Below are 21,572 nucleotides of genomic sequence, written 5' to 3'. Positions count from 1 at the left end.
AGTTGGGGTCCTTGGCGCTCCACGACAGGCAGTTGTTGGGCGAAGTGGGGACCGGCGCCGGGACACTGCGGGCCGAAGTTCGTGGCGATGGTGGCCGGCGAGGGGCGGACGGCCAGCAAGACGGCGAACCTCGGCGACGGGGCGAACTGGATGCGGGCACGCATCGCGCCTCCTGGGGAGGCTGTCGTTCCGGCCCCGAGAGGGGGCATGCATCGCGCCTCCTGGCCGCTGTCGTTCCGGCCGCGGGCGCTGCGATCAGCGATCGCGGCGCAGCCGCTCCGCCAGCTCCGCGTGCTCCGCGTAGGGCGGCGTCTCGACCACCGGCTCCGGCGTGCGCAGCAGCTCCGGCGCCGCGAACAGGTCGACCACCAGCCCCGGCTTTATGGCCGTCGGCTCGGGCTGACCGAGCGCCCGCCGGCGATGCGCCGGCGCGTAGCGCTGCTTCATCGCCACCATCCGCCGCAGCGGCTGCTCGAGCAGCGAGTCCGGCGTGCGCTCGAGCAGGCGCAGCACCTCGAGCGTCAGGTCCATGCGGCTGCACACCAGCACGCCGTCGCAGCCCGCCTCGAGGCAGCCGCGCACCAGCGGCTCCGGCTTGAAGTGGTCGGCGACCGCCTTCATCTCGAGGTCGTCGCTGAACACCACGCCGTCGTAGCCGAGCTCGCCGCGCAGCAGCTGCATCACCTCGGGCGCCAGCGTGGCCGGGCGGACGCGGTCGAGGCGGGGGAACAGCACGTGCGCCGTCATCACCGACGCGACCCCGGCCGCCACCGCGGCGCGAAACGGCGGCAGCTCGACCTCGCGGAGGCGGTCCAGGTCGTGCTCGAGACGCGGCAGCTCGAGGTGGCTGTCGGTGAGCGTGTCGCCGTGCCCCGGGAAGTGCTTGGCGCACGCGGCCACGCCGGCCGCCTGCATCGCGGTGATGAACGCCGACGCGTGCCGAGCCACCCGCTCGGGCGCACGTGCGAAGCTGCGGTCGCCGATCACCGGGTTGTTCGGGTTGGTGTCGACGTCGACCACCGGCGCGAAGTCCAGGCCGATCCCGAGGTCGGCCAGCTCACGGGCGATCGCCGCCGCGACAGCGGCAGTCGTCGCTAGCTCGTCGCGCTCGCCGAGCGCACGCATCGGCGGCCACTCGGTCCACGGCCGCCGCAGCCGCTGCACCCGCCCGCCCTCCTGGTCGATCGCCAGCAGCAGCGGCGCCTCGGGCGGCGCCGCCGCGTGCAGTGCCGCGGTCAGGGCCCGTACTTGCGTCGGCTCGCCGATATTCCTGGCAAACAGGATCACCCCGCCGATGCGCCCTGCGGCCAGCAATTCGGCCAGCTCACGCGGCAACTCGGTGCCCTGAAATCCCGCGAAGAGGAGCTGACCTGGCTGCCACAGGCTCGTCATGGCCGGCACAGTAGGGAATCGCGTCGCCCCGTGCAAACTCCCGTCCTGCCCCACGCGAGGCCCAAGCCTGCGGTTGACGCCCTGGGGCGCGGTTGTTAGCGTCCGGCGCCTTGCCGATGCCGACCTTCACGCCTCGCACCGCCGCTCCGTCGCTCGGCCTCCTCGCGCTCATCCTCTGCTCGGGTCGTTCGGTGTACGCACAGGGACCGATGGGCGGCATGGGCGGCGGCGGCATGGGTGGCATGGGCGGCGGCGGCATGCAGCAGGGCCCCGGCGGCGGCGGCAAGGACAAGAAGGAAGGCCCCGCCGAGGCCGCGCCGAAGGACAAGCAGGCGCTCCAGCCGATCGAGCCGGTGCCGGCGCAGCCCCGCGGCCTGCGTCAGCTGCAGCTGTTCGAGGTCCACGGCTACATGCGTATGCGCGCCGACTACTTCCACCGCCTCGACCTCGGCCTCGGCAAGAGCAACGGCTCCTCCATCGGCAGCACCTACAGCCAGAGCGATTCGACCGGCACCAAGTTCTTCCCGCCCCCCGCCGTCGCCAACGAGACCATCGACGGCCAGCCCGCCGCCGCCACCACCACCATCGCCGGCAACGACGCCAACTGCTACGGCGCCCTGGTCGCCCAGGGCGTCAACGTCGTCAAGGCCGGCCGCCGCTGCGGCCGACACAACGGCTTCGGCAGCGCCAACATGCGCTTTCGCATGGAGCCCACGCTCCACATCACCGACACCATCAAGGTCCACGCGACCATCGACGCCCTCGACAACCTCGTCCTCGGCTCCACCCCCGACTCCTACCTCGGCGACTCCCCCTTCGCCCCCCTCGACGTCTTCTCCCGCACCCAGAACCCGCCCTCCGCCGGCCAGAACGGCTTCACCGACAGCATCGTCGTCAAGCGCGCGTACGGCCACATCCGCTTCGGCTGGGGCCTCGACATCAAGTTCGGCCGCATGCCGCACATGTGGGGCATGGGCCTGGTCGCCAACGACGGCAACGGCTACTACCGCGGCGACAAGTCCGACATCGTCCGCCAGCTCGACATGGACTACGGCGACTCCGTCGACTCGCTGCGCTTCGGCTTCGACTTCGGCAAGGACCGCCGCAACACCCACACCCTCGAGCTCTCGTGGGACTGGGCCGCCACTGGCCCGACCACCTCGCAGCTGCTCGGCTCGGCCTGGAACTCCGGCAACCGGGTCGGCCAGGACTTCAGCGCCGAGCGCTACGACAACGTCTACCAGTGGCGCGCCTCGATCCTCCGCCGCGACGACCCGGCGATGCTGCAGCGCAAGCTCGCCCTCGGCCGCCCCGTCGTCAACTACGGCGCCATCGTGTGGCTGCGCAGCCAGGCCGTCGACCGCGTCACCGGCAGCCCGGGCATCGGCGACGGCCTCGGCACCAACCCCAGCTGGGGCGACAGCAACACCGACGACGGCCTCGGCCGCCACGGCGCCGCCCTCGGCAACGGCGACCTCGACGAGGTCGGCGACAGCGGCCTGCAGAACTACGCCAACCTGCTGATGCGCCGCCGCGCCCTCATCCTCACCCCGGACATCTGGGCCCGCGTCAACTGGAAGACCCTGCGCGTCGAGCTCGAGGCCTCCGGCGTCGTCGGCCGCATGTACGAGCGCGACCTCACCCGCGGCCCCAGCGAGACCGGCTTCGACTACGCCCGCATCAACAGCAACAACCTCACCCGTCGCGGCTTCCTGCAGCTCGGCTACGCCCTCGAGTTCAAGTACGGCCTGTTCAAGGACCGCTTCCACCTCGGCCTCGACCACGGCTTCGCCAGCGGCGACCCGAGCGGCAGCTTCAACCCGCAGAGCCCGCGGATCACCGACAGCGCCGACAGCCGCTTCACCAACTTCCGCTTCAACCCGGCCTACATGCAGGACCTCCTGCTGTTCCGCGAGCTGCTCGGCACCGCCTCCAACGCCGCCTACTTCAAGCCCTGGCTGGCCTTCTACTTCTTCGACAACAACTTCTCGGGCCGCCTCGACATCGAATACGCGATCGCCCACCAGCGCCTCGCCACCTTCGGCCAGAAGAACAACTACGGCCTCGAGATCGACGCCGCCTTCCGCTACCACGACCAGCAGGAGCCGATCTTCGTGCAGCTGCAATACGGCGTGATGTTCCCGTTCGGCGCCTTCAACCGCGACCCCAACGCGTACCCGTCCGCGCAAAACGGCGGCGACGCCAAGGCCGCCCAGTCGATCCAGGCCCAGATCGGCATCAAGTTCTAGCGATGGCCCGATGCATGCGCCGGTGAGCCGATGAGCAAGCCGAAGCGAGCCGCGCAGCGCTGGGTCTGCCAGGCCTGCGGGGCCGTCAGCTCCGGCTGGTTCGGCAAGTGCCCGAGCTGCGAGGCCTGGAACAGCATCGAGCAGGAGCTCCCGCCGCCAAACCCCGGGGAGCGCCCCGCCGGCAGCTCCGTCGTCGTCGCCTCCACCGACGCGCAGACCCAGGTCGACAGCCAGCCCCGCCGCCCCTGCGGCCTCGCCGAGGTCGACCGCGTCCTCGGCGGCGGCCTGGTCCCCGGCAGCGTCGTCCTCCTCGGCGGCCCGCCGGGCATCGGCAAGTCGACCCTGCTCCTACAAGCCAGCGTCGGCCTCGCCCGCCGCACTGGCATCGTCCTCTACGCCAGCGGCGAGGAGTCGATCGCCCAGGTCGGCTCGCGCTGCGCCCGACTCGCGGCCAGCCACAAGAACCTCCTGCTGATGGCCGAGCAGCGCATCGAGGAGGTGCTCGCCCAGGCCACCGATCGCATACGCGGGGCTGCTGGCCAACCCCCACTCGGCGCCGTCATCGTCGACTCGGTCCAGACCGTCTACAGCACCGCCCAGGACGGCCTCCCCGGCAACATCACCCAGATCCGCGCCGTCACCAGCCAGCTCGTCGCCTTCGCCAAGCACCACGGCGTCCCCGTCGTCGTCGTCGGCCACGTCACCAAGGACGGCCAGCTCGCCGGCCCCCGCCTGCTCGAGCACCTGGTCGACGCCGTGCTCTCCTTCGAGGGCGACGAGGAGCGCGCCACTCGCCTGCTGCGCGCCACCAAGAACCGCTTCGGCAGCACCCAGGAGCTCGGCGTCTTCGAGATGCGCGGCGACGGCCTCCGCGAGATCGCCAACCCCTCCGAGGCCTTCCTCACCCACCGCGAAGCCCCCGCGATCGGCTCCTGCGTCACCGCCACCCTCGAGGGCTCACGCCCGCTGCTGCTCGAGGTCCAGGCCCTCCTCGCCGCCAGCTTCGGCAACCCGCGCCGCACCTGCGTCGGCGTCGACCCGATCCGCCTCGCCATGCTCATGGCCGTGCTCGACCGCCACGCCGGCCTCTTCGTCCTCGACCAGGACGTCTTCGTCAACGTCGTCGGCGGCATGCGCCTGTCGGAACCAGCCAGCGACCTCGCCGTCCTCCTGGCGATCGCCTCGAGCCACCGCCGCCAACCACTCGCCCCCGGCACCATCGCCTTCGGCGAGATCGGCCTCACCGGCGAGCTCCGCCCGGTCCCCCGCAGCGAGACCCGCGTGCAGGAGGCCGCCCGCCTCGGCCTCAAGCGCGTCATCCTCCCGGCCGCCCCCAAACAGGCCGCCCGCGCCCTCAAGGACAGCCTCGACAGCCTCCACCTCGGCGCCTCCGTCGAGCTCCGCTTCGCCCGCAGCGTCGCCGAGGCGATCGAGCTCGGCTTCGCCTGAGCGCCTCCCGCACGCCCTAGTCGGGCCGACAGAACTCGGCGAACAGACGTGGCGTGTACATCTCGTCCCCCGTGTCCTTCGACTTGATGATCAACGTCCCCTCGTACACAGGAGCCTCGGCCATGATCAAGAAGCCCGGGTGCCCCTTCGCCAGCAGGGCGAGCTCCGTCGACGCATTGATCGCCATGTCCTTCATCGCGCCGTCGAGCGGCGTCTCGACCGCGAGGGCGTCGCCAACGACCATCGGACTGGCAACCACATCCCCGATCGGCATGACCCACTCCTCGGCGCAGCTCGTGTTCGCCTTGCACTTGCGGCACGCGTACGACGAGTCGCCGAGCGTGCACTCCTCCAGCCCGTAGTTGTCGCCCTCGGGCCAGCCCTTGTCCTCCGGCGCCAGTCGCTTCGGGATCAGAATCACGTCTCCGGGGATGCCATCGTCAAGGTTCTCGATGAACATCTGGAGCGTCAAGGTCACCACATCCGCCGGCACCTTGTAGCCCATGTACTCGACCGCCTGCGGCTCGAAGCGCACGACGAAGAAGCTCATGTAGCCGTCACGGTTGAACACGTTCTGATAACCGGACAGCCCGGCGCTCGTGTCCTTGCATGGGTATTGCACGTCCTCGCACTGGCCGATGTCGTTGACGTTGAAGTAGAAGTACGTGTCCGCGGCCACGACGAAATCGACGCGCTCCCGGTTGTCAGCCCCACACTGCGCGGGAAACTTCGGCGGCGGGTCACCGGTGCTCCCGACCTCGCCGCCGCTGCTCTCCGCCACGCCGGTCGTCGTCGTCACCGAAGTCCCGGGCCCCGTCGTCGAGTCCGGCGGCTCACCCGTGGTCGGCACGCCGCTCACGCTGGCCTCGCTCGCGCCGCTCACGCTGACCCCGGTCTCGCTCGCGCCCGCCCCGTCGTCCGAGCCCTTCACCTTGAAACCAGGGTTCTCGTAATTGCAGCCCGCGAGCACCGCGAACACGCCCCAGTACACCGCTTTTCGAAGCCCTCGCATCGGCCGCGTACGCTACCACAGACCCCCGGGCCGGCGAGCCCTGAGCCACCCGGCCCGCGAACGCGTACGCCGCCTCGCCTGCACAGCCAATTCCGGCCCCACAGGCCACGCCCTGGCAATTTCTCGGCCCACGGACTATGGCTCCAACTCGTGTCCGCAGCCAGCGCACAGGAGAACACGCCGCTCGACCTCGCCGAGGTCTACCTCCGTTCGAACGAGCCCGTCCTCGACGAGGTCGACACCACGCTGCCCGTGGTCGAGGGCACCCTGCCGCCGGAGCTGCGCGGCGTGCTGGTGCGCAACGGCCCCGGCCGCATGGAGATCCACGGCCAGCGCTACGGCCACCCCTTCGACGGCGACGGCCACCTCAACCGCTTCGAGTTCTCGCCGCACGGCGTCGCCTATCGCAACCGTTACGTGCGCACGCGGGAGTTCCTCGCCGAGGAGTCCGCCCGCAAGATCTTGTTCCGCAACTTCGGCACCAACATCCCCGGCGGCTTCCACAAGAACCTCCTGCGCTTGCGCTTCAAGAACGCCGCCAACACCTCCGTCGTCATGCACGCCGGCCGCCTGCACGCGCTGTGGGAGGGCGGCCTGCCCCACCGCATCGACCCGCACAGCCTCGACACCCTCGCCCGCGACGACCTCGGCGGCGCCCTGCGCAACGACCGTTCACTGCTCGAGCGCTGGATGACCCCCGAGCTGCCCTACTCGGCCCACCCCCGCAAGGACCCCGACACCGGCGACCTCTATAACTTCGGCGTCGTCGCCGGCCGCCAGCCCGCCCTGATGCTCTACCGCCTCGACGGCGCCGGCGCCTGCGTGCAGCGCGAGCGCCTCGTCCTGCCCGCGATGGGCTTCATGCACGACTTCACCCTCACCGCCCACCACCGCGTCTTCTTCCTGACGCCCACCGCCTTCGACCTGCCGCAGTTCCTGCTCGGCCTGCGCCCGCCCGCCGACACCCTCCACACGCGCCCCGGCCCGACCCAGATCCTCGTGCTCCCGCGCCGCGGCACCCAGGTCCGCAGCTTCACCGCCCGCCCCTGCTTCATCTTCCACTTCACCAACGCCTTCGAGGACGGCCCGCACATCATCGTCGACGCCGCCCGCATGGACCGTCTGCCCCGCGCCGGCGTCGTCAGCAAGCAGCTGCAGGGCAAGCCCGACGAGCTCCCGAACCCACGCCTGACCCGCTTCATCCTCGACACCCGCAACAACCGCAGTGGGCGCGTCGAGGAGCGCCAGCTCAGCGACCACGGCGGCGAGCTGGCGACCATCAACCCCGCCCACTGGACCCGCCCGCACCGCTACAGCTGGTCGATCGGCAGCCCGCTCCAGCGCCGCGCCCCCTTCAGCACCGGCCTGCTCAAGGTCGACGCCGAGACCCGCAGCTCGCTGTTTCGCGACTTCGACCCCCACCTCACGGGCGAGCCGATCTTCGTGCCCCGCCCGCACAGCCGCGCCGAGGACGACGGCTGGCTGCTGGCGATGGGCTACGACCCGCACCACCACACCGGCGAGCTGCTGGTCCTCGACGCCGCCGACCTGCGAACCATCTGCCGCCTCCACATGCCGCACCACAGCCCGCTGGGCTTCCACGGCACGTGGATCCCAGCCTGAGCCAGCACGCGCTCACCTGTCCCTGAAGACAGCTCGACGGCCTCGGCCGGTGAGCGCCCGCACCTGTCCCCCAGGACAGCTCGACCAGCTGCCCGGGACGACAGGTAGCGCCTACTTGCCCGCGGCCTTGGCCGGCGGGCGCTTGGCCTCCTCCGGCTGCGAGGGCACGACCTTCACCGGCGACCCCGCCGGCTTGGCCGCCGCCGCCGCCTCGACCCGGGCCGCCTCGACCAGCGGGTTGTCCGACACCCCGGCGAGGTTCGTCGTGTTCACCACGATGTTGCTCTTGGCCAGGATCTCCGCCTCGATCTTCGCGTAGATGTCGGGGTTCTCCTTGAGGAACTTCTTGGCGTTCTCGCGGCCCTGGCCGATGCGATCGCCCTTGTACGACAGCCACGCGCCCGACTTCTCGACCACCTTGAGCTCAACGCCCAGGTCGACCACCGAGCCCTCGCGGGACACGCCCTCGCCGTAGGTGATGTCGAATTCCACCTCGCGGAACGGCGGCGCCAGCTTGTTCTTGACGACCTTCACGCGCGTGCGGTTGCCGACGACCTGCTCGCCGTCCTTGATCGCACCGATGCGGCGGATGTCGAGCCGGATCGACGCGTAGAACTTCAGCGCGTTGCCGCCGGTGGTCGTCTCCGGGCTGCCGAACATCACACCGATCTTCATGCGCAGCTGGTTGATGAAGATCACCATGGCGCGCGTGCGGGCGACCGAGCCCGTCAGCTTGCGCAGCGCCTGGCTCATCAGTCGCGCCTGCAGGCCGACGTGGCTGTCGCCCATCTCACCCTCGAGCTCGGCCTTCGGCGTCAGGGCGGCGACTGAGTCGATGACGATGATGTCGATCGCCCCGGAGCGGACCAGGGTGTCGCAGATCTCCAGCGCCTGCTCGCCGAAGTCCGGCTGCGAGACGAGGAGATCGTCTGTGCGTACACCGATCTTTCTCGCGTAGCCCACGTCGAGCGCGTGTTCCGCGTCGATGAAGGCGCACACGCCTCCGCGCCGCTGGGCCTCGGCGATCGCGTGCAGGGTCAGCGTGGTCTTGCCAGACGACTCCGGCCCGTAGATCTCCACGATTCGCCCACGCGGCAGCCCGCCGATGCCGAGCGCGATGTCCAGCGGCAAGGCGCCGGTCGGGATCACGCTGACATCGCCGGCCGGGAGCTTCCCGTCCTTGCTGAGCCGCATGATCGATCCCTTGCCGAACTGCTTCTCGATCGTCGCCAGCGCCAGGTCGATCGCGGAGTCTCGCTGATTCACAGGGGGGGTAGTGGTCGGTACGTTGGCCATGGAATTTGGTGTCCTCGCGCGCTAGTTAGCGCCGGCGCATGATCTATAGGAGAACAAGTGTTCCGTGTCGAGCGTAAAAGCCCGCCCCGCGCTTGACTCGTCGGCCCCGCTCGGCCGCCGCGCGTCCGCCAAAATTCAGTCAGTCGAGCAGCTCGACCCGGGCCAGGCCCCGCTCAACCAAACGGTCCCACAGCAGCTTCAGCGCCCACAACGCCGCCATGTGCTGGATCAGGCCCCGCTCGCCGTGCAGGCGCAGACGCTTGTAGCTGCAGCCATCGGCGTCGGCCACCGCGATGTCCACGGTGCCGACCGGCTTCTCCGGGCTGCCGCCATCGGGCCCGGCGATGCCGGTCGTGGCCACCGCGAAGTCGGTGCCGAGCGCCCGCAAGACCCCCGTGGCCAGCGCCCGCGCGACTGGCTCGGACACCGCCCCGTGCTCCGCCAGATCGGCCGCCGCGACCCCTAAAAGCCCCTGCTTGACCCGATTGTCGTACGCGATCACCCCGCCTTGATAACAGGCCGAGGCCCCCGGCACCTCGGTGAGCAGCGCCCCGACCCGGCCACCAGTGCACGACTCGGCCGTGGCCACCGTCTTGCCGGCGGCCCTCAGCGCCGCCACCACCCGCGCCGGCAGATCGGCCTCACCGAGCCCGTAGAGCGCCGGTTGCAGCGCCTCCACGAACGGCGCATCGAGCCCGGCCAGCTCCTCGGCCGTGGCCCGTGCCCCATCCGGGCCCGCCGTGCCCTCGGCGATGATCAACACCTGCGGCGCCGCGGCCCGGTAATGAAGGTAGAGGTTGGTCAGCCCAGGCGACCGGCCGCGGGCGGCCGCCACGATCGGCTCGATGTCCACCGCGATGGCCGACTCGCCGCGACCGATCGCCCGGTACACCCGCCGCGGTGTCGTCTGCAGCGTCAGCTCCCGTGCCAGCCGTGGCTCGATCTGCTCGGCCATCATCCGCTTCATCTCCCGCGGCACACCCGGCATACAGGCCACGTAGCAGCGTCGGCCAGTCGCGGCCGACTCCGGCAAGCGGACGGCAAAGCCCGGCGCCGTGCCGATCGGGTTGAACAGCATGTCGGCCCCGGCCGGCAGATCGGCCTGCTTGCGGTTGATCTCCGGCATCGGCCGACCAAAGCGGGCGAACATCGCCGCGACCGTCACCTCGGCCTCGGCGTTGCGCTCCAGGGGCACACCGCAGGCCCTCGCCACCGCCTCGGCCGTCAGATCGTCCGAGGTCGGCCCGAGACCGCCGGAGACCAGACAGAGATCGGCCCAGTCACCGACCTCCACCAGCGCCGCCACGATCTCATCGATCCGGTCCCGGACCGAAAGCGCACGAATCACCGCGATGCCCAGCCTCCGGCAGCGCTCCCCGAGGTAGGCCAGGTTCGAGTTGACCGTGTCGCCCGACAGCAATTCGTCGCCGATGGTGAGGATCTGTGCCGTGACCATGCCCCGCGAAGCTAACACCTTCCCCGCAATTTCAGGCCCGCTGCACGCTCGCGCGATCTCGCGCAACGTGCGCAGCCCCCTTCCAGCGAAGCGCTCGCTGGGCTAGGATGAAAGCCATTGTGCGACTTCGCTACGCCGCCAAAACCGATGTGGGCATGAAACGGGCTCACAACGAGGACTACTTCTCCCTCATCGAGGACGAGAAGGTCTTCCTCGTCGCTGACGGCATGGGAGGTCACGCCTGCGGAGAGGTGGCCAGCAAGCTGTCCGGCGACGTGATCAGCGAGTTCTACCAACACTCCAAGGACATGGACGCGACCTGGCCGTACCGCTACGACCCCGGCCTGTCCTATCCGGAGAACCGCATGGTCGCGGCCGTCCGCCTGGCCAACGCGCGCATCTTCGACGCCGCCCAGAAGAACCCGAACCTGCGCGGCATGGGCACCACGCTCGTCGGCTGCATGTTCGTCGGCGACTGCGTCTACGTCGCCCACGTCGGCGACTCGCGCTGCTATCGCGTGTCACAGGACGGCATCAAGCAGATCACCCGCGACCACTCGCTGCTCGAGGACTACAAGGACGCCCGCCCCGACATGTCCGAGGAGGAGGCTCGCAACTTCCCCCACAAGAACGTCATCACCCGCGCGCTCGGTATGCGCGACACGGTCGTCGTCGACATCTCAAAGCACGAGATCCGCGACGGCGACCAGTTCGTGCTGTGCAGCGACGGCCTGTGCGGCATGCTCGACGACAAGACCATCGGCCGCATCGTCCGCGAAGCCAGCACCCTCGAGAACGCCGTCGCCGAGCTCATCGAGCAGGCCAACCGCGCCGGCGGCACCGACAACATCACCGCCATGCTCATCCAGTGCAACCTCTGAGCGAGCCGGTGCTGCGCCGATGACCGACCCCACCAACCGCCGCAGCGAGACCCGTCACCCCGTCCACCTCGAGGTCGACTGCAGCGCCGGCGGCTCCGGTGACACCTTCCTCTACGCGTACATCACCGACATCTCGTCGATGGGCATCTTCATCCGCACCGACTCCCCGCTGCCGGTCGGCACCATGCTCGAGCTGGGCTTCACCCCGCCAGCGACCATCTCCTCCACCGACACCAAGGGCGACCCGCCGCCCCGCCGCCTGGAGCTCACCGGCGAGGTCATGTGGAACACCAGCGCCCGCCCCGACGCCGTCCCCGGCATGGGCGTCCGCTTCCACCACACCTCGCCCAAGACCCGCTCGCGCCTGCTGGAGATCGTCCGCGCGATCGCCTACCTCGACAGCAACGACAAGCCCTAGCTACGGGCTCGCTACGCGTCGTCGACGATCGTCGTCCGCCCCGTCCGGTCGGCAGCGAGCTACGTGTAGTCGACGATCGTCGTCCCGACCGGCAAGGCCTCGTCCGCCGCCAGCAACTCGCCGACGACCACGCCGACCTGCCCGCGTGACTCGAGCTCCCGACACAGCCCCTCCGCCCGCTCCGCGTCGACCGTGAGCAGCAACCCGCCGCTGGTCTGGGCGTCCGCCGCCAGCAACAAGCGCCGCCGATCTTCCACCCCGCGCACCCGCAGCTGCTCCGCCACAAACTCGAGGTTGGCCCGACTCCCGCCCGGCACCCGCCCGGCCTCGATGTGCCCCAGCGCCCCCGGCAGCGCCGGCAAGCGCGGCATGAACAGCCGCGCCGCCAGCGACGAGCCCCGCAAGATGTTGCGCAGGTGCCCGAGCAGACCGAAGCCCGTCACGTCCGTGCACGCGCTGACCCCATGACTGCGGGCCGCCGCCAGCGCCTGGTCGTTGAGACAGGTCATGCTCGCGACCGCGGCCGCCAGCTCCTCCGCGCTCGCGACGCCCTGCTTGATCGCCGTCCCGATCACCCCGGTCCCCAGCGCCTTGCTCAGCACCAGCAGCTGCCCCGCCCGCGCCGTCCGATTCGACAGCAACTGCGGCCGCATCAGCTCACCCGTGACCGCCAGCCCGTACTTGATCTCCGGGTCGCGCACGCTGTGACCGCCGACCACCGGGGCCCCGGCCCGCGCGCAGGCCCGGGCCCCGCCGCGCAGCACCGCGTGCAGCACCGACAGCGGCAGCCGCTCGTCGCAGAAGAACACGAGGTTGAGCACGAAGCGCGGCGCCCCGCCCATCGCGTACACGTCGGACAGCGCGTTGACAGCCGCGATCTCCCCGAACAGCTCCGGGTCGTCGACGATCGGTGCGATCACGTCGGTCGTCAACACGAGGCAGCGCTCGCCGTCCTCCGCGAGGCGCACGACCGCCGCGTCGTCAGCATACTCGGCGCCGACGATCACTCCCTCCGGAGGGCTCCGCTGACCGGGCGGGAGCACGCCCTCGAGCACCTGAACCAGGTCGCCGAGCCGAAGCTTCGCGGCTCAACCACCTCCACGCGCGAGCTGGGTCAGGCGTGGGTGCAAGACGTCGTCCCTCGTGTCCGTCATGGCCGCGGAGTGTACCCCAGCTTGCTGATACACTCGCCCACCATGGCCCGGACCCACCGCGCCCTCGTCCTCGGCACGGCCGGACACATCGACCACGGCAAGACCTCCCTCGTCCGCGCCCTCACCGGCATCGACACCGACCGCCTCCCCGAGGAGAAGCGCCGCGGCATCACCATCGAGCTCGGCTTCGCCGCCTGGGAGCTCGGCCCCGGCGTCTCCGCCAGCATCGTCGACGTCCCCGGCCACGAGGCCTTCGTGCGCACGATGGTCGCCGGCGCCGGAGGCATCGACGCCGTCCTCCTCGTGGTCTCGGCCGAGGACGGCGTGATGCCGCAGACCCGCGAGCACCTGCACGTGTGCCAGCTGCTCGGCCTGCGCCATGGCGTCGTCGCCCTGACCAAGGTCGACCGCCTGGGCGGCGACCCCGAGGCCGTGCAGCTCGCCGTCGACGACGTCCGCGCCGCCCTCCAGGGCCTCGCCCCCGGCCTCGCCGACCTCCCGATCGTGCCCTGCTCCGCGCACTCCGGCGAGGGCCTGCCAGCACTCACGGCCGCGATCCGCAAGCTCGCCGCCGCGATCCCACCACGCCCGCTGCGCGACCGACCGATCGTCCCGATCGACCGCGTCTTCGCGGTCAAGGGCCACGGCACCGTCGCCACCGGTACCCTCCTGTCCGGCCGCCTCGACCTCGGCCGCGAGCGCGCCCTCCAGCTCATCCCCACCGGCCCCCAACGCGAGCCTCGCGAGCTCCGCGCCCGCGCCCTCCACGTCCGCGCCGAAGCCTGCGAGCAGGCCCCCGCCGGCTCCCGCGTCGCCCTCAACCTCGGCAACATCGCCACCGACGAGCTCGCCCGCGGCGACGTGATCTCGAGCGGCCCCCGCGTCACCCGCAGCCAGGTCTGCCTGGCGATCCTCACCCACCTCCCCCACGACGAGCACCCCTGGCGCAGCGGCACCACCATCGAGCTCTGCGCCGGCACAGCCCACACCACCGCCCGCATCGACCCCCTCGCCCTCCTCACCGACCTGTCCCAAGATACAGCCACCGCGAACCTGTCCCCAGAGACACCACGCACAACCCGCACTGCTTCCACCGACCTGCCCCAAGCGACGCCCCGCACAACCCGCACAACCGACCTGTCCCCAGGGACAGCCACCACCGACCTGTCCCAAGAGACACCCCGCCCCGCCCGCCTCACCGTCCCACCCGGCGCGACCGCGCTGGTCCGCCTCCGCCTCGACGCCCCGCTCCCGCTGTGGCACGGCCAGCGCCTGATCGTCCGCAGCGCCCGCAACAACGCCGCCTCGCGCCAGCACGGCCACACCGTCGGCGGCGGCCAACTCCTCGACCCCACGCCAGGCAGCGGCCGCGGCCAGCGCCCGCGCTGGCTGGCCCTCGCCCGCGCCCTCCTCGACCTCAGCCCCAGCGCCCGCGTCCGCGCCCTCCTGCGCGACGCCGGCGCCCTCGGCTGCGCGCGCGACGAGCTCGAGCGCCGCAGCGGCGTCGTCGAGCTTGAACCTGTCCTCTCAGACATGCTCAGCACCCGCGAGCTCATCGCGCTCGGCGAGCCCCGCTTCGTCGACGCCGCCGTGCTCGGCCCGCTCGCCACCGCCGCCGCCGCCCACGTCGCCCGCTTCCAGGAGGCCCACCCCCTGCAGCCCGGCCTCGGCCGCGCCGCCGCCGTCGGAGGCCTGCCCGGGCGCGTCGCCCCCGACGTCGCCCACGCCGCCGTCGCCCACGCCGTCGCCTGCGGCCTGCTGCGCGCCGAGGGCGACCTGCTCACGCGACCCTCCACCAGCACCGCCGACCCCGGCCTCCCACCGCAGGTCCAGGCGGTGCTCGACCTGTTCCGCAACGCCGGCATCGCCCCGCCGACCCTGCGCGAGATCCAGGACCAGGTCGGCCTGGGCGAACGCCAGGCCCTCGAGGCCCTCGGCGCGCTCCAGAGATCCGGCGCGATCGTCCGCGTCTCACCCGACCTCTCGCTGGCCCGCGAACACCACGAGGCCCTCGTCGCCCGCGCCCGCGAACACCTCCAACAGCACCGCACCCTCGACGTCCAGGCCCTCAAGGCCCTCACCGGCCTCTCGCGCAAGTTCGTGGTCCCCTTCCTCGAGCACCTCGACCGCCTCCAGATCTCCCGCCGCCAGGGCGACCTCCGCGTCCCCGGCCCCCGCCTCTGACCCTCAGGCCAGCCCGCGCAAGCCCGACAACCTGTCCCTCAGGCCAGCCCGCGCAGCGCCGCGATCAACCCCGCGTCGCTGTCCGGCGGCAACGAGCGCAGGTCGAGCAGCAGCGCCCCCGCGTGCACCCTCCCGACCACCGCCGGCGAGCCGAGCCGCAGCTGCGCCGCCGCCCGCTCAGGCCGCCGACCCGGCACCGCGATCGCCACGCTGGCGATCACGTCCCCCGGCAGCGACCCGCCGCCGACCGTCGCCTCGCTGTCACGCACGCAGCTGCGCGGCCAGGCGAGCGCGTCGACGATCGCCTCGGCGCGCGCGCGCAGCTCCGGCAGCGTCGCCGCGATCATCGCGTACAGGGGCAGCGTCCGCGCCTCGCCGCGAGCGTGCACCGCCGCCGTCGCGTGCAACGCCGCGATCGTCGTCTTGTCCGGCCGCAACGCGCGGGCCAGCGGGTGCCTGCGACAGCGCGCCACCAGCTCGCCGCGGCCCGCCACCAGCCCCGCCTGCGGCCCGCCGAGCAGCTTGTCCCCGCTGAAGCACACCAGATCGGCGCCCGCGGCCAGATACGCCTGCACTGTCGGCTCATCGCCCGGCAGCCCCCCGAGCGAGCCCGACCCGAGGTCCGCCAGCAGCGGCACCCCGCGCTCGCGCGCCAGCCCGGCCAGCGTCGCCAGCTCCGGCTGGGCCACGAAGCCCGCCTGACTGAAATTGCTGAGGTGCACCCACAAGATCGCCGCCGCCCCGCCGTCCAGCGCCGCCGCGTAGTCACCCACGTGCGTGCGGTTGGTGCTCCCCACCGCGACCACCGGCACCCCGCCCGCCCCCGCCATCTCCGCCACGCGAAACCCGTCACCGATCTCCACCATCTGCCCGCGTGACAGCACCACCCCGCCGGGACGCCCCAGCGTCGTGCACGCCAGCAGCAGCGCCGCCGCCCCGTTGTTCACCACATGCACGTCCTCCGCCCCCAGCAGCGCCTGCAGCAGCGGCCGCAACCACGCCATCCGCGAGCCACGCTGCCCGCTCTCCACCATGAACTCGAGCTCGCAGCTCCCGGCCGCAGCCACCATCGCCGCCACCGCCTCCACCGCCAGCGGCGCCCGCCCGAGGTTCGTATGCAGCAGCACCCCCGTTGCGTTGAGCAGCACCCGCGGCCGCGCCACCAGCAGCCCGCTCAGCGCCGTCGCCACCGCCGTCGCCACCGCCGCCACCTCGTCCGACCTGTCCCCCGAGACAGCCCCACCCGACCTGTCCCCCAGGACAGCCCCATCCACCCCGCCCGACCTGTCCCCCGAGACAGCCCCACCCGACCTGTCCCCCAGGACAGCCCCATCCACCCCGCCCGACCTGTCCCCCGGGACAGCCCCATCCGCCGCCTCCCCGGCGTCCTCCGACCTGTCCCCCGGGACAGCCAGACCGCGCAGCCCCGCCCGCCGCCGCGCCAGCGCCTCTTGCACCGCCCGCTTCTTCAGCGCGTACGCAGCCGGGTGCCCCGCCAGGCTCGGGTGGGCCAGGATCGCATCGACGCGCGGGAGCTTCAGCCCAGCCACAGCAGCACCCCGATCAGCGCCGCGAACATCGCCGTCAGCAGCAGCGGCACCAGCACCGCCGCGCCTCGCCCCCCGCGCGAGCCGTCACCGATGACGCGGGTGACCGTCGCCTCGCCGAAGCGGCTGAGCGCCCCCTCGACCTGCGCCCCCGGATGCACGATGAGCAACTCGATCCCGCCGACATCGATCACCGCCCCGTCGCCGACGCGCGTCGGACCCGGCAGCCGCGTGGCCCCCTGCTTCCGCTTCAGGTGGATCCCGTTCTTGCTGCCGAGGTCCGTGAGCGTGATCGCGTCGATCCCCACCTCAAGCAGCGCGTGCTGACGCGACACGTCCGTGCTGCGCAGCTGGATCGCCGCCGCCGGGTCGCGCCCGATCACGTGACGACCGAGCCCGAGCTGGTGCACGCGACCGGCGTCCACGCCCGTCTGCTCGCGCACCGCGATCGTCAGCTCCTCGGCCATCGTCGGCGCGAGTCTATCCCTCCGGACAGCGCTTGCCACGAGCTCGACTCACCACCTCATCCGCCTCCCGACCTCACGCAGCGCCGCCAGCACGGGCCCGTCCGTCGCCAGCGACACCCACGCGCCGCCGACGAAGCACTCCGGCCCGGCCCGCAGCGCCGCCGTCTTCTGCCCCGTACGCGCCAGACAGGCCTTCATCGCCGTGCGCACCGCGATCTCCGGCGTCGCCTCGCAGCCCGGCGTCGGCCGCCACAGCCCCTCGCGTTGCAGCTGCTCTCGCAGCGCCAGCAGATGCGGCGGCTCACCACCGCGACGCGTCGTCAGCCCCGCGACCCCCACATAGCCCAGCTCCGCGAGCAAGGGCCCCCACGCCTCCGGACTAAGGTTGGGATCGCGGACACACGCCAGCCCCCGCGTCGACGCCGGCACCACGAGCGCCTGCTCGCGACTGCCACCGACCGCAAACCAATCCGGCGGCGTCGGTCCCTCACCGGGCCGCGTCGCCAGCACCGCCGCGATCGTCGCCGTGCAGATCCACGGCCCCGGCAGACCCGCACGCCAGCGCGTCCCCAACCACCGCGACCACCGCAGCGCCAGCATCAGCCCCGCCGCGCCCGCGAGCGCCATGCCCGGGATCTCCGGCGCCCACGCGACCACCGCCGCGAGGTCGAGCACCAGCCGCCCACCCCACGCCGCCGGCACCAGCGCGACGTCCCCGACCCACGGCCACAGCAAACACCCGAGCGTCCCCAGCGGCGCGACCCACAGCGTGAACACCGGCACCGCCACGAGGTTGCTGAGCACCCCCCACACCGCCGCGTGCCCGAAGTGCATCAGCCCGATCGGACAGGTCGCCCAGGTCACGTGCCAGCTCTGCGCCAGCAATCCCGGCGGCGCCTCCCCGGGCCCCACCGGTCGCAGCAGCGCCGCCATCGCGGCCAGCGACAGCTGAAATCCGGGGTCCCTCGCCCACCCGGGCCACCAGGCCAGCAGACCCGCGGCCGCCAGCGCCAACATCGTCATCCCGTGCGCCGGTCGCCCGAGCAGCGTCCCCAGCTGCACGAGGCTGAACATCACGGCCGCCCGCACGGCCGGCGCCGCGGCCCCCGTCAGCCCCACGTACGCCGCCACCGGCAGCCACGCCAGCACGCACGCCAGCGCCGTCGATCCGCCGAGCAACAGCCCGATGCGCAGCAGCGGCGCCCGCAGCAGCAGGGCCGCGACCGCCACGTTCATCCCGCTCACCGCCACCAGATGCCCGAGCCCCGCTCGTCGCAGCTCGCCGCGCTCACCAGGTGGCAGCGCCGCCGGCAGACCAAGCACAGCCGCGAGCACGAAGCCGCGGGCCGGATCTCCACGCGCCGACGCCTCACCCGCGTGGCGCAAGCTCGCCACCGCGGCCCAGTAGCGGCGCATCCATCCCTCGCTCGCCGCCGCCGCGAGCCACAGCTGCGAGACCTCGAAGTCGACCCCCTGACCCCGCCAGTCCCCCGGCCACCGGGGCGCCGCGGGCGAGGAGAGATCTCCGGCAAGAGCCCACACCTCCTGCCCCTCCGCCAGCGGACAGCGCGCGGGATCGACCCACAATCGCCAGCGCTGCTCGCTCCCCACCGGCCGGACCTCGACCTCGCAGCGACCCCCATACGGCGTGCTGGCCCCCACGACAGCCAGACGAACCACCCCCTCCCCGCCGGGAAAGGGCCCCGGCGGCCGCTCCGCCAGTCCGCCATGGAGCCGCCCACAGAGCAGCAGCGCCACCCCTGCGCATGCCGCGTGAAACCGCCCCGACCCCCGCCAGAGGGCCGCCACCCCCGCCAGCGCGGCCGCCAGCGCAAGGATCGCCGGCGCGCGCCCGGACGGCCCGAGCTCGAGCCCCAGACAAGTCCCGGCGGCAAACGCGAGGGCCAGCAACAGGGTCGCCATGCCCCGCGATTCGGCACGACCCCCGGACCCGTTGCTGTGCCCGACCCCCCGGCGAGTGATCTCGCTCAGACCACGCGAGACGCATCGCGAAATTGCCAGCGCACACGCCCTGGCCATACACTAGGCCCAATCGTGCTGCTGACGAAGATCTGGGCTGCAATCCTTGCATGCCTCGCGACGGCCTTCCTCGCGGGGATGTTCCTGTTGTCCTTTGGCACTGCGGGTGGGTTCACCGAAGCCGATCGTACGGCGCTGCAAGCGACGACCGAAGCCGGCGTCGCCGCGCTCGCGGCGGAGATCCAGGCATCGCCTGTGTCTCGCGCCCCCGCGATGCTGCAAGACCCCACCCTCAAGGGCGCCCTGTTCCCACCGGCCACGCCGCCGAAGGACTACGTCGGTATCGACGTGCCGTCGGCGCTGACCAACGTCGCCGCCAACAACCTCCTCCAGGACCACCCGCTGATGACCGTCGCGCTGTTCGACAGCGCCGGTGCAGTGGTCGCGTCCCACGGCGCCGAGACCGAGAAGATCGTCGAGGTCGCCAAGCTCCCCGCGTACATCGCCGTCGCGCCGACGCAGGAGGCCCAGTTCTCCGCGACCCTCAACGGCACCCTCACCGTCGTCAAGGTCTCCGAGGCGCTGAGCAACGGCATCCGCCTGGTCGCGATCAACCCGCTCGACCTCGGCGCCAACTCCTTCTTCCGCCAGATCCTCGGCACCCGCAGCCCGGCCGCGCTGGTCCGCGGCGGCACCACCCTCGAGAACGCCAAGATCAACGACCAGAACATCGGCGACGCCTTCACCAAGCTCGCCACGGAGCACGGCAAGGACGCACCCCCCGTCGGCGCCTCCAACGTGCACCGCGTAGGTGAGGGCCTCGGCGCCCGCATCGGCGCCGTCGGTCGCGTCCCCGGTCCCGCCGGCACCGGCGACAACGGCACCGTCCTCGTCGTCCTCTCCGACAAGACCGCCGCCGCCGGCCAGAAAGAACTGCTCCCCGCCCTCCGCGAGGCCAAGGACAACGGCATGACCGGCGAGCACTGGCTCGCCCTCATCTTCGTCCTCGCACTCAGCCTCGCCCTCGCGCTCTACCTGCCGAACATGGAGGTCTCCGGCCCGCTCAAGCGCCTGACCGCCGAGTTCAACGCGATGCGCAACGGCACCCAGCAGCAGCTCTTCTACGACACCTACGGCAACGGCCCCATCGGTGAGCTCGCCAAGGCCGCCCACCAGTTCCACGAGGCCCTGCGCTCCAGCCTGCAGGCCGCCGAGGGCGTCGATGAGGGCGGCGATGACAAGGCCCGCGTCTCGCGTCGCCTGCCCGCCGTCAACCAGACCCGCTCCAACCGCCGCGTCCCGCCAGGCCGCACTGGCGCCTCTGCCTCCGCCGCCGAGCCGGCTCGCAAGGATGTCCCCGACGAGGCACCGACCACCGCCCACGCCCCGGTGGCCAGCGCCGCTGGCGGACCGCAGGCAGGCGGCCGCGGCCCCGGCTTCTTCACGATGCCCGCGACCAAGCCGCTGCGCTCCCGCGAGACCGTCATCGGCAACCTGATGACCCTCGACAACGACCCCAACGCGCCCGAGCCGGCCAAGGACGACGCCGTGCGCGAGGCCTACTACCAGGAGGTCTTCGAGGAGTTCGTCAAGTTCAAGGTCGAGAACAACGAGAGCATCGACAACTTCACCTACGACAAGTTCGCCACCAAGCTGCGGGCCAACACGGCCGAGCTGATGAAGCGCCCCGACGTGAAGGACGTGCAGTTCTCGGTCTACATCAAGGACGGCAAGGTCGCCCTCAAGGCCCGCGTCGTCCGCGGTTGAACTTACTGCAACCTCGCGCCACCCTCACGGCCGGACCCACGGGTCCGGCCGTCCTCGTTTAAGGAGAGAAACCACCATGGCCATCCTCAAGGTCGCCCAGATCGGCCACCCGATCCTCCGCCAGAAGGCCCGCCCCGTCACCCGCGACGAGCTCCACACCCACGCCTTCCAGAGCTTCATCGACAGCATGATCGAGACCATGCACGACGCCAACGGCGCCGGCCTCGCGGCCAACCAGGTCCACGAGGCCGTGCAGGTCTGTGTGATGGAGGTCAGCGACAACCCACGCTACCCCTACAAGCCCAAGATCCCGCTCACGATCCTCGTCAACCCCGTGCTCACCCCGCTCTCCGAGACCAAGTTCGAGAACTACGAGGGCTGCCTGTCCGTGCCCGACCTCCGCGGCGTCGTCCGCCGCCACGTCGAGCTCCGCGTGCAGGCCTGGGACCGCCACGGCAACCCGATCGACGCCGAGGTCCGTGGCATCACGGCCGGCACCTACCAGCACGAGTGCGACCACCTCGCCGGCGCCCTCTTCATCGACCGCGTCGAGGACCCGCGGACCCTGTGCACGTGGAAAGAATTCGCCCGCCAGCACGAGGCCCGCTTCCGCGAGCACGTCAAGGAGATCGTCGAGCACTACGGCTCCTGAGCGCCTCCGCGGCCCGCGAGCGTTCCCGACGACCAGGTGGTATCG

Annotated in this window: 16 protein-coding genes; 8 read left to right on the top strand and 8 right to left on the bottom strand. The window is 71.7% G+C overall.

The window, feature by feature from the left end; translation table 11 throughout:
- Positions 1–255 precede the first annotated feature (255 nt).
- Entirely contained in the window at positions 256–1,392 is a 1,137-nt protein-coding gene (gene nagZ / locus IPJ59_RS34810; protein ID WP_293246863.1) for a beta-N-acetylhexosaminidase, read from the bottom strand.
- Positions 1,393–1,508: 116 nt separating this feature from the next.
- Here nagZ and IPJ59_RS34805 point away from each other — a divergent pair, with 116 nt between their 5' ends.
- Together IPJ59_RS34805 and radA are read left to right on the top strand one after the other, a co-directional pair.
- Complete coding sequence (locus IPJ59_RS34805) at positions 1,509–3,641, top strand: TIGR04551 family protein (RefSeq protein WP_293275650.1); 2,133 nt, start codon at positions 1,509–1,511, stop codon at positions 3,639–3,641.
- 30 nt (positions 3,642–3,671) lie between these two features.
- Positions 3,672–5,090 (top strand): DNA repair protein RadA, encoded by a 1,419-nt coding sequence (radA, locus tag IPJ59_RS34800; RefSeq protein ID WP_293275550.1) that lies wholly within the window; start codon positions 3,672–3,674, stop codon positions 5,088–5,090.
- Between the two features lie 16 nt (positions 5,091–5,106).
- Here radA and IPJ59_RS34795 read toward each other — a convergent pair whose 3' ends face one another.
- Positions 5,107–6,102 (bottom strand): hypothetical protein, encoded by a 996-nt coding sequence (locus IPJ59_RS34795; protein WP_293246857.1) that lies wholly within the window; start codon positions 6,100–6,102, stop codon positions 5,107–5,109.
- A gap of 150 nt (positions 6,103–6,252) precedes the next feature.
- On the opposite strand from IPJ59_RS34795, the gene IPJ59_RS34790 reads away from it, so the two are divergent.
- Complete coding sequence (locus IPJ59_RS34790; protein WP_293246854.1) at positions 6,253–7,725, top strand: carotenoid oxygenase family protein; 1,473 nt, start codon at positions 6,253–6,255, stop codon at positions 7,723–7,725.
- 111 nt (positions 7,726–7,836) lie between these two features.
- Here the strand turns inward: IPJ59_RS34790 and recA are convergent, their stop codons facing one another.
- Together recA and IPJ59_RS34780 are read right to left on the bottom strand one after the other, a co-directional pair.
- The gene (recA, locus tag IPJ59_RS34785) at positions 7,837–9,021 is read right to left on the bottom strand and encodes a recombinase RecA (protein ID WP_463673389.1); all 1,185 of its coding nucleotides are present in this window, start codon (positions 9,019–9,021) and stop codon (positions 7,837–7,839) included.
- A 139-nt stretch (positions 9,022–9,160) separates the two neighbouring features.
- On the bottom strand, positions 9,161–10,477 hold the full coding sequence (locus IPJ59_RS34780; protein WP_293246848.1) for a CinA family nicotinamide mononucleotide deamidase-related protein: 1,317 nt from the start codon (positions 10,475–10,477) through the stop codon (positions 9,161–9,163).
- Between the two features lie 107 nt (positions 10,478–10,584).
- Here IPJ59_RS34780 and IPJ59_RS34775 point away from each other — a divergent pair, with 107 nt between their 5' ends.
- Positions 10,585–11,358, top strand: coding sequence for a Stp1/IreP family PP2C-type Ser/Thr phosphatase (locus IPJ59_RS34775; RefSeq protein WP_293246845.1), 774 nt, complete (start codon positions 10,585–10,587; stop codon positions 11,356–11,358).
- Between the two features lie 19 nt (positions 11,359–11,377).
- Entirely contained in the window at positions 11,378–11,776 is a 399-nt protein-coding gene (locus IPJ59_RS34770; RefSeq protein ID WP_293246842.1) for a PilZ domain-containing protein, read from the top strand.
- Between the two features lie 59 nt (positions 11,777–11,835).
- Here the strand turns inward: IPJ59_RS34770 and selD are convergent, their stop codons facing one another.
- The gene (gene selD, locus IPJ59_RS34765) at positions 11,836–12,930 is read right to left on the bottom strand and encodes a selenide, water dikinase SelD (protein ID WP_463673388.1); all 1,095 of its coding nucleotides are present in this window, start codon (positions 12,928–12,930) and stop codon (positions 11,836–11,838) included.
- Between the two features lie 42 nt (positions 12,931–12,972).
- Here selD and selB point away from each other — a divergent pair, with 42 nt between their 5' ends.
- Positions 12,973–15,114 carry a selenocysteine-specific translation elongation factor gene (selB, locus tag IPJ59_RS34760; RefSeq protein ID WP_293275548.1) on the top strand — a complete coding sequence of 714 codons (2,142 nt, stop codon included), beginning with the start codon at positions 12,973–12,975 and terminating at the stop codon, positions 15,112–15,114.
- Positions 15,115–15,152: 38 nt separating this feature from the next.
- On the opposite strand, the gene selA is transcribed toward selB, so the two are convergent.
- Genes selA through IPJ59_RS34745 form a run of 3 tightly spaced genes read right to left on the bottom strand, consistent with a single transcriptional unit; the run spans position 15,153 to position 18,790 of the window.
- On the bottom strand, positions 15,153–16,664 hold the full coding sequence (gene selA, locus IPJ59_RS34755) for an L-seryl-tRNA(Sec) selenium transferase (RefSeq protein ID WP_293275547.1): 1,512 nt from the start codon (positions 16,662–16,664) through the stop codon (positions 15,153–15,155).
- Positions 16,652–17,128 carry an FHA domain-containing protein gene (locus IPJ59_RS34750; protein WP_293246834.1) on the bottom strand — a complete coding sequence of 159 codons (477 nt, stop codon included), beginning with the start codon at positions 17,126–17,128 and terminating at the stop codon, positions 16,652–16,654. Before IPJ59_RS34750 ends, selA begins: the two co-directional genes overlap by 13 nt.
- A gap of 48 nt (positions 17,129–17,176) precedes the next feature.
- A complete protein-coding gene (locus IPJ59_RS34745) occupies positions 17,177–18,790 on the bottom strand; it encodes a ComEC/Rec2 family competence protein (RefSeq protein WP_293246831.1) in 1,614 nt (537 codons plus the stop codon).
- Between the two features lie 393 nt (positions 18,791–19,183).
- Here IPJ59_RS34745 and IPJ59_RS34740 point away from each other — a divergent pair, with 393 nt between their 5' ends.
- Both IPJ59_RS34740 and def read left to right on the top strand, forming a co-directional pair.
- A complete protein-coding gene (locus tag IPJ59_RS34740; RefSeq protein WP_293246828.1) occupies positions 19,184–20,875 on the top strand; it encodes an MXAN_5187 family protein in 1,692 nt (563 codons plus the stop codon).
- A 76-nt stretch (positions 20,876–20,951) separates the two neighbouring features.
- Positions 20,952–21,527 carry a peptide deformylase gene (def, locus tag IPJ59_RS34735; RefSeq protein WP_293246825.1) on the top strand — a complete coding sequence of 192 codons (576 nt, stop codon included), beginning with the start codon at positions 20,952–20,954 and terminating at the stop codon, positions 21,525–21,527.
- The last annotated feature ends 45 nt before the right edge of the window (positions 21,528–21,572 follow it).

This window comes from Nannocystis sp., assembly GCF_016714285.1.
Classification (GTDB): Bacteria; Myxococcota_A; Polyangia; order Nannocystales; family Nannocystaceae; genus Nannocystis.
Note: the sequence above shows the minus strand (reverse complement) of the source record. Positions and strands in the feature narration are given on the sequence as shown.

What these genes read in the sequence shown, in the direction of transcription:
- IPJ59_RS34795 (WP_293246857.1), bottom strand. Translation starts at nt 6,102, where the DNA reads ATGCGAGGGCTTCGAAAAGCGGTGTACTGGGGCGTGTTCGCGGTGCTC.
- IPJ59_RS34750 (WP_293246834.1), bottom strand. Translation starts at nt 17,128, where the DNA reads ATGGCCGAGGAGCTGACGATCGCGGTGCGCGAGCAGACGGGCGTGGAC.
- radA (WP_293275550.1), top strand. Translation starts at nt 3,672, where the DNA reads ATGAGCAAGCCGAAGCGAGCCGCGCAGCGCTGGGTCTGCCAGGCCTGC.
- recA (WP_463673389.1), bottom strand. Translation starts at nt 9,021, where the DNA reads ATGGCCAACGTACCGACCACTACCCCCCCTGTGAATCAGCGAGACTCC.
- IPJ59_RS34780 (WP_293246848.1), bottom strand. Translation starts at nt 10,477, where the DNA reads ATGGTCACGGCACAGATCCTCACCATCGGCGACGAATTGCTGTCGGGC.
- IPJ59_RS34775 (WP_293246845.1), top strand. Translation starts at nt 10,585, where the DNA reads ATGAAAGCCATTGTGCGACTTCGCTACGCCGCCAAAACCGATGTGGGC.
- nagZ (WP_293246863.1), bottom strand. Translation starts at nt 1,392, where the DNA reads ATGACGAGCCTGTGGCAGCCAGGTCAGCTCCTCTTCGCGGGATTTCAG.
- IPJ59_RS34805 (WP_293275650.1), top strand. Translation starts at nt 1,509, where the DNA reads ATGCCGACCTTCACGCCTCGCACCGCCGCTCCGTCGCTCGGCCTCCTC.
- selB (WP_293275548.1), top strand. Translation starts at nt 12,973, where the DNA reads ATGGCCCGGACCCACCGCGCCCTCGTCCTCGGCACGGCCGGACACATC.
- IPJ59_RS34770 (WP_293246842.1), top strand. Translation starts at nt 11,378, where the DNA reads ATGACCGACCCCACCAACCGCCGCAGCGAGACCCGTCACCCCGTCCAC.
- def (WP_293246825.1), top strand. Translation starts at nt 20,952, where the DNA reads ATGGCCATCCTCAAGGTCGCCCAGATCGGCCACCCGATCCTCCGCCAG.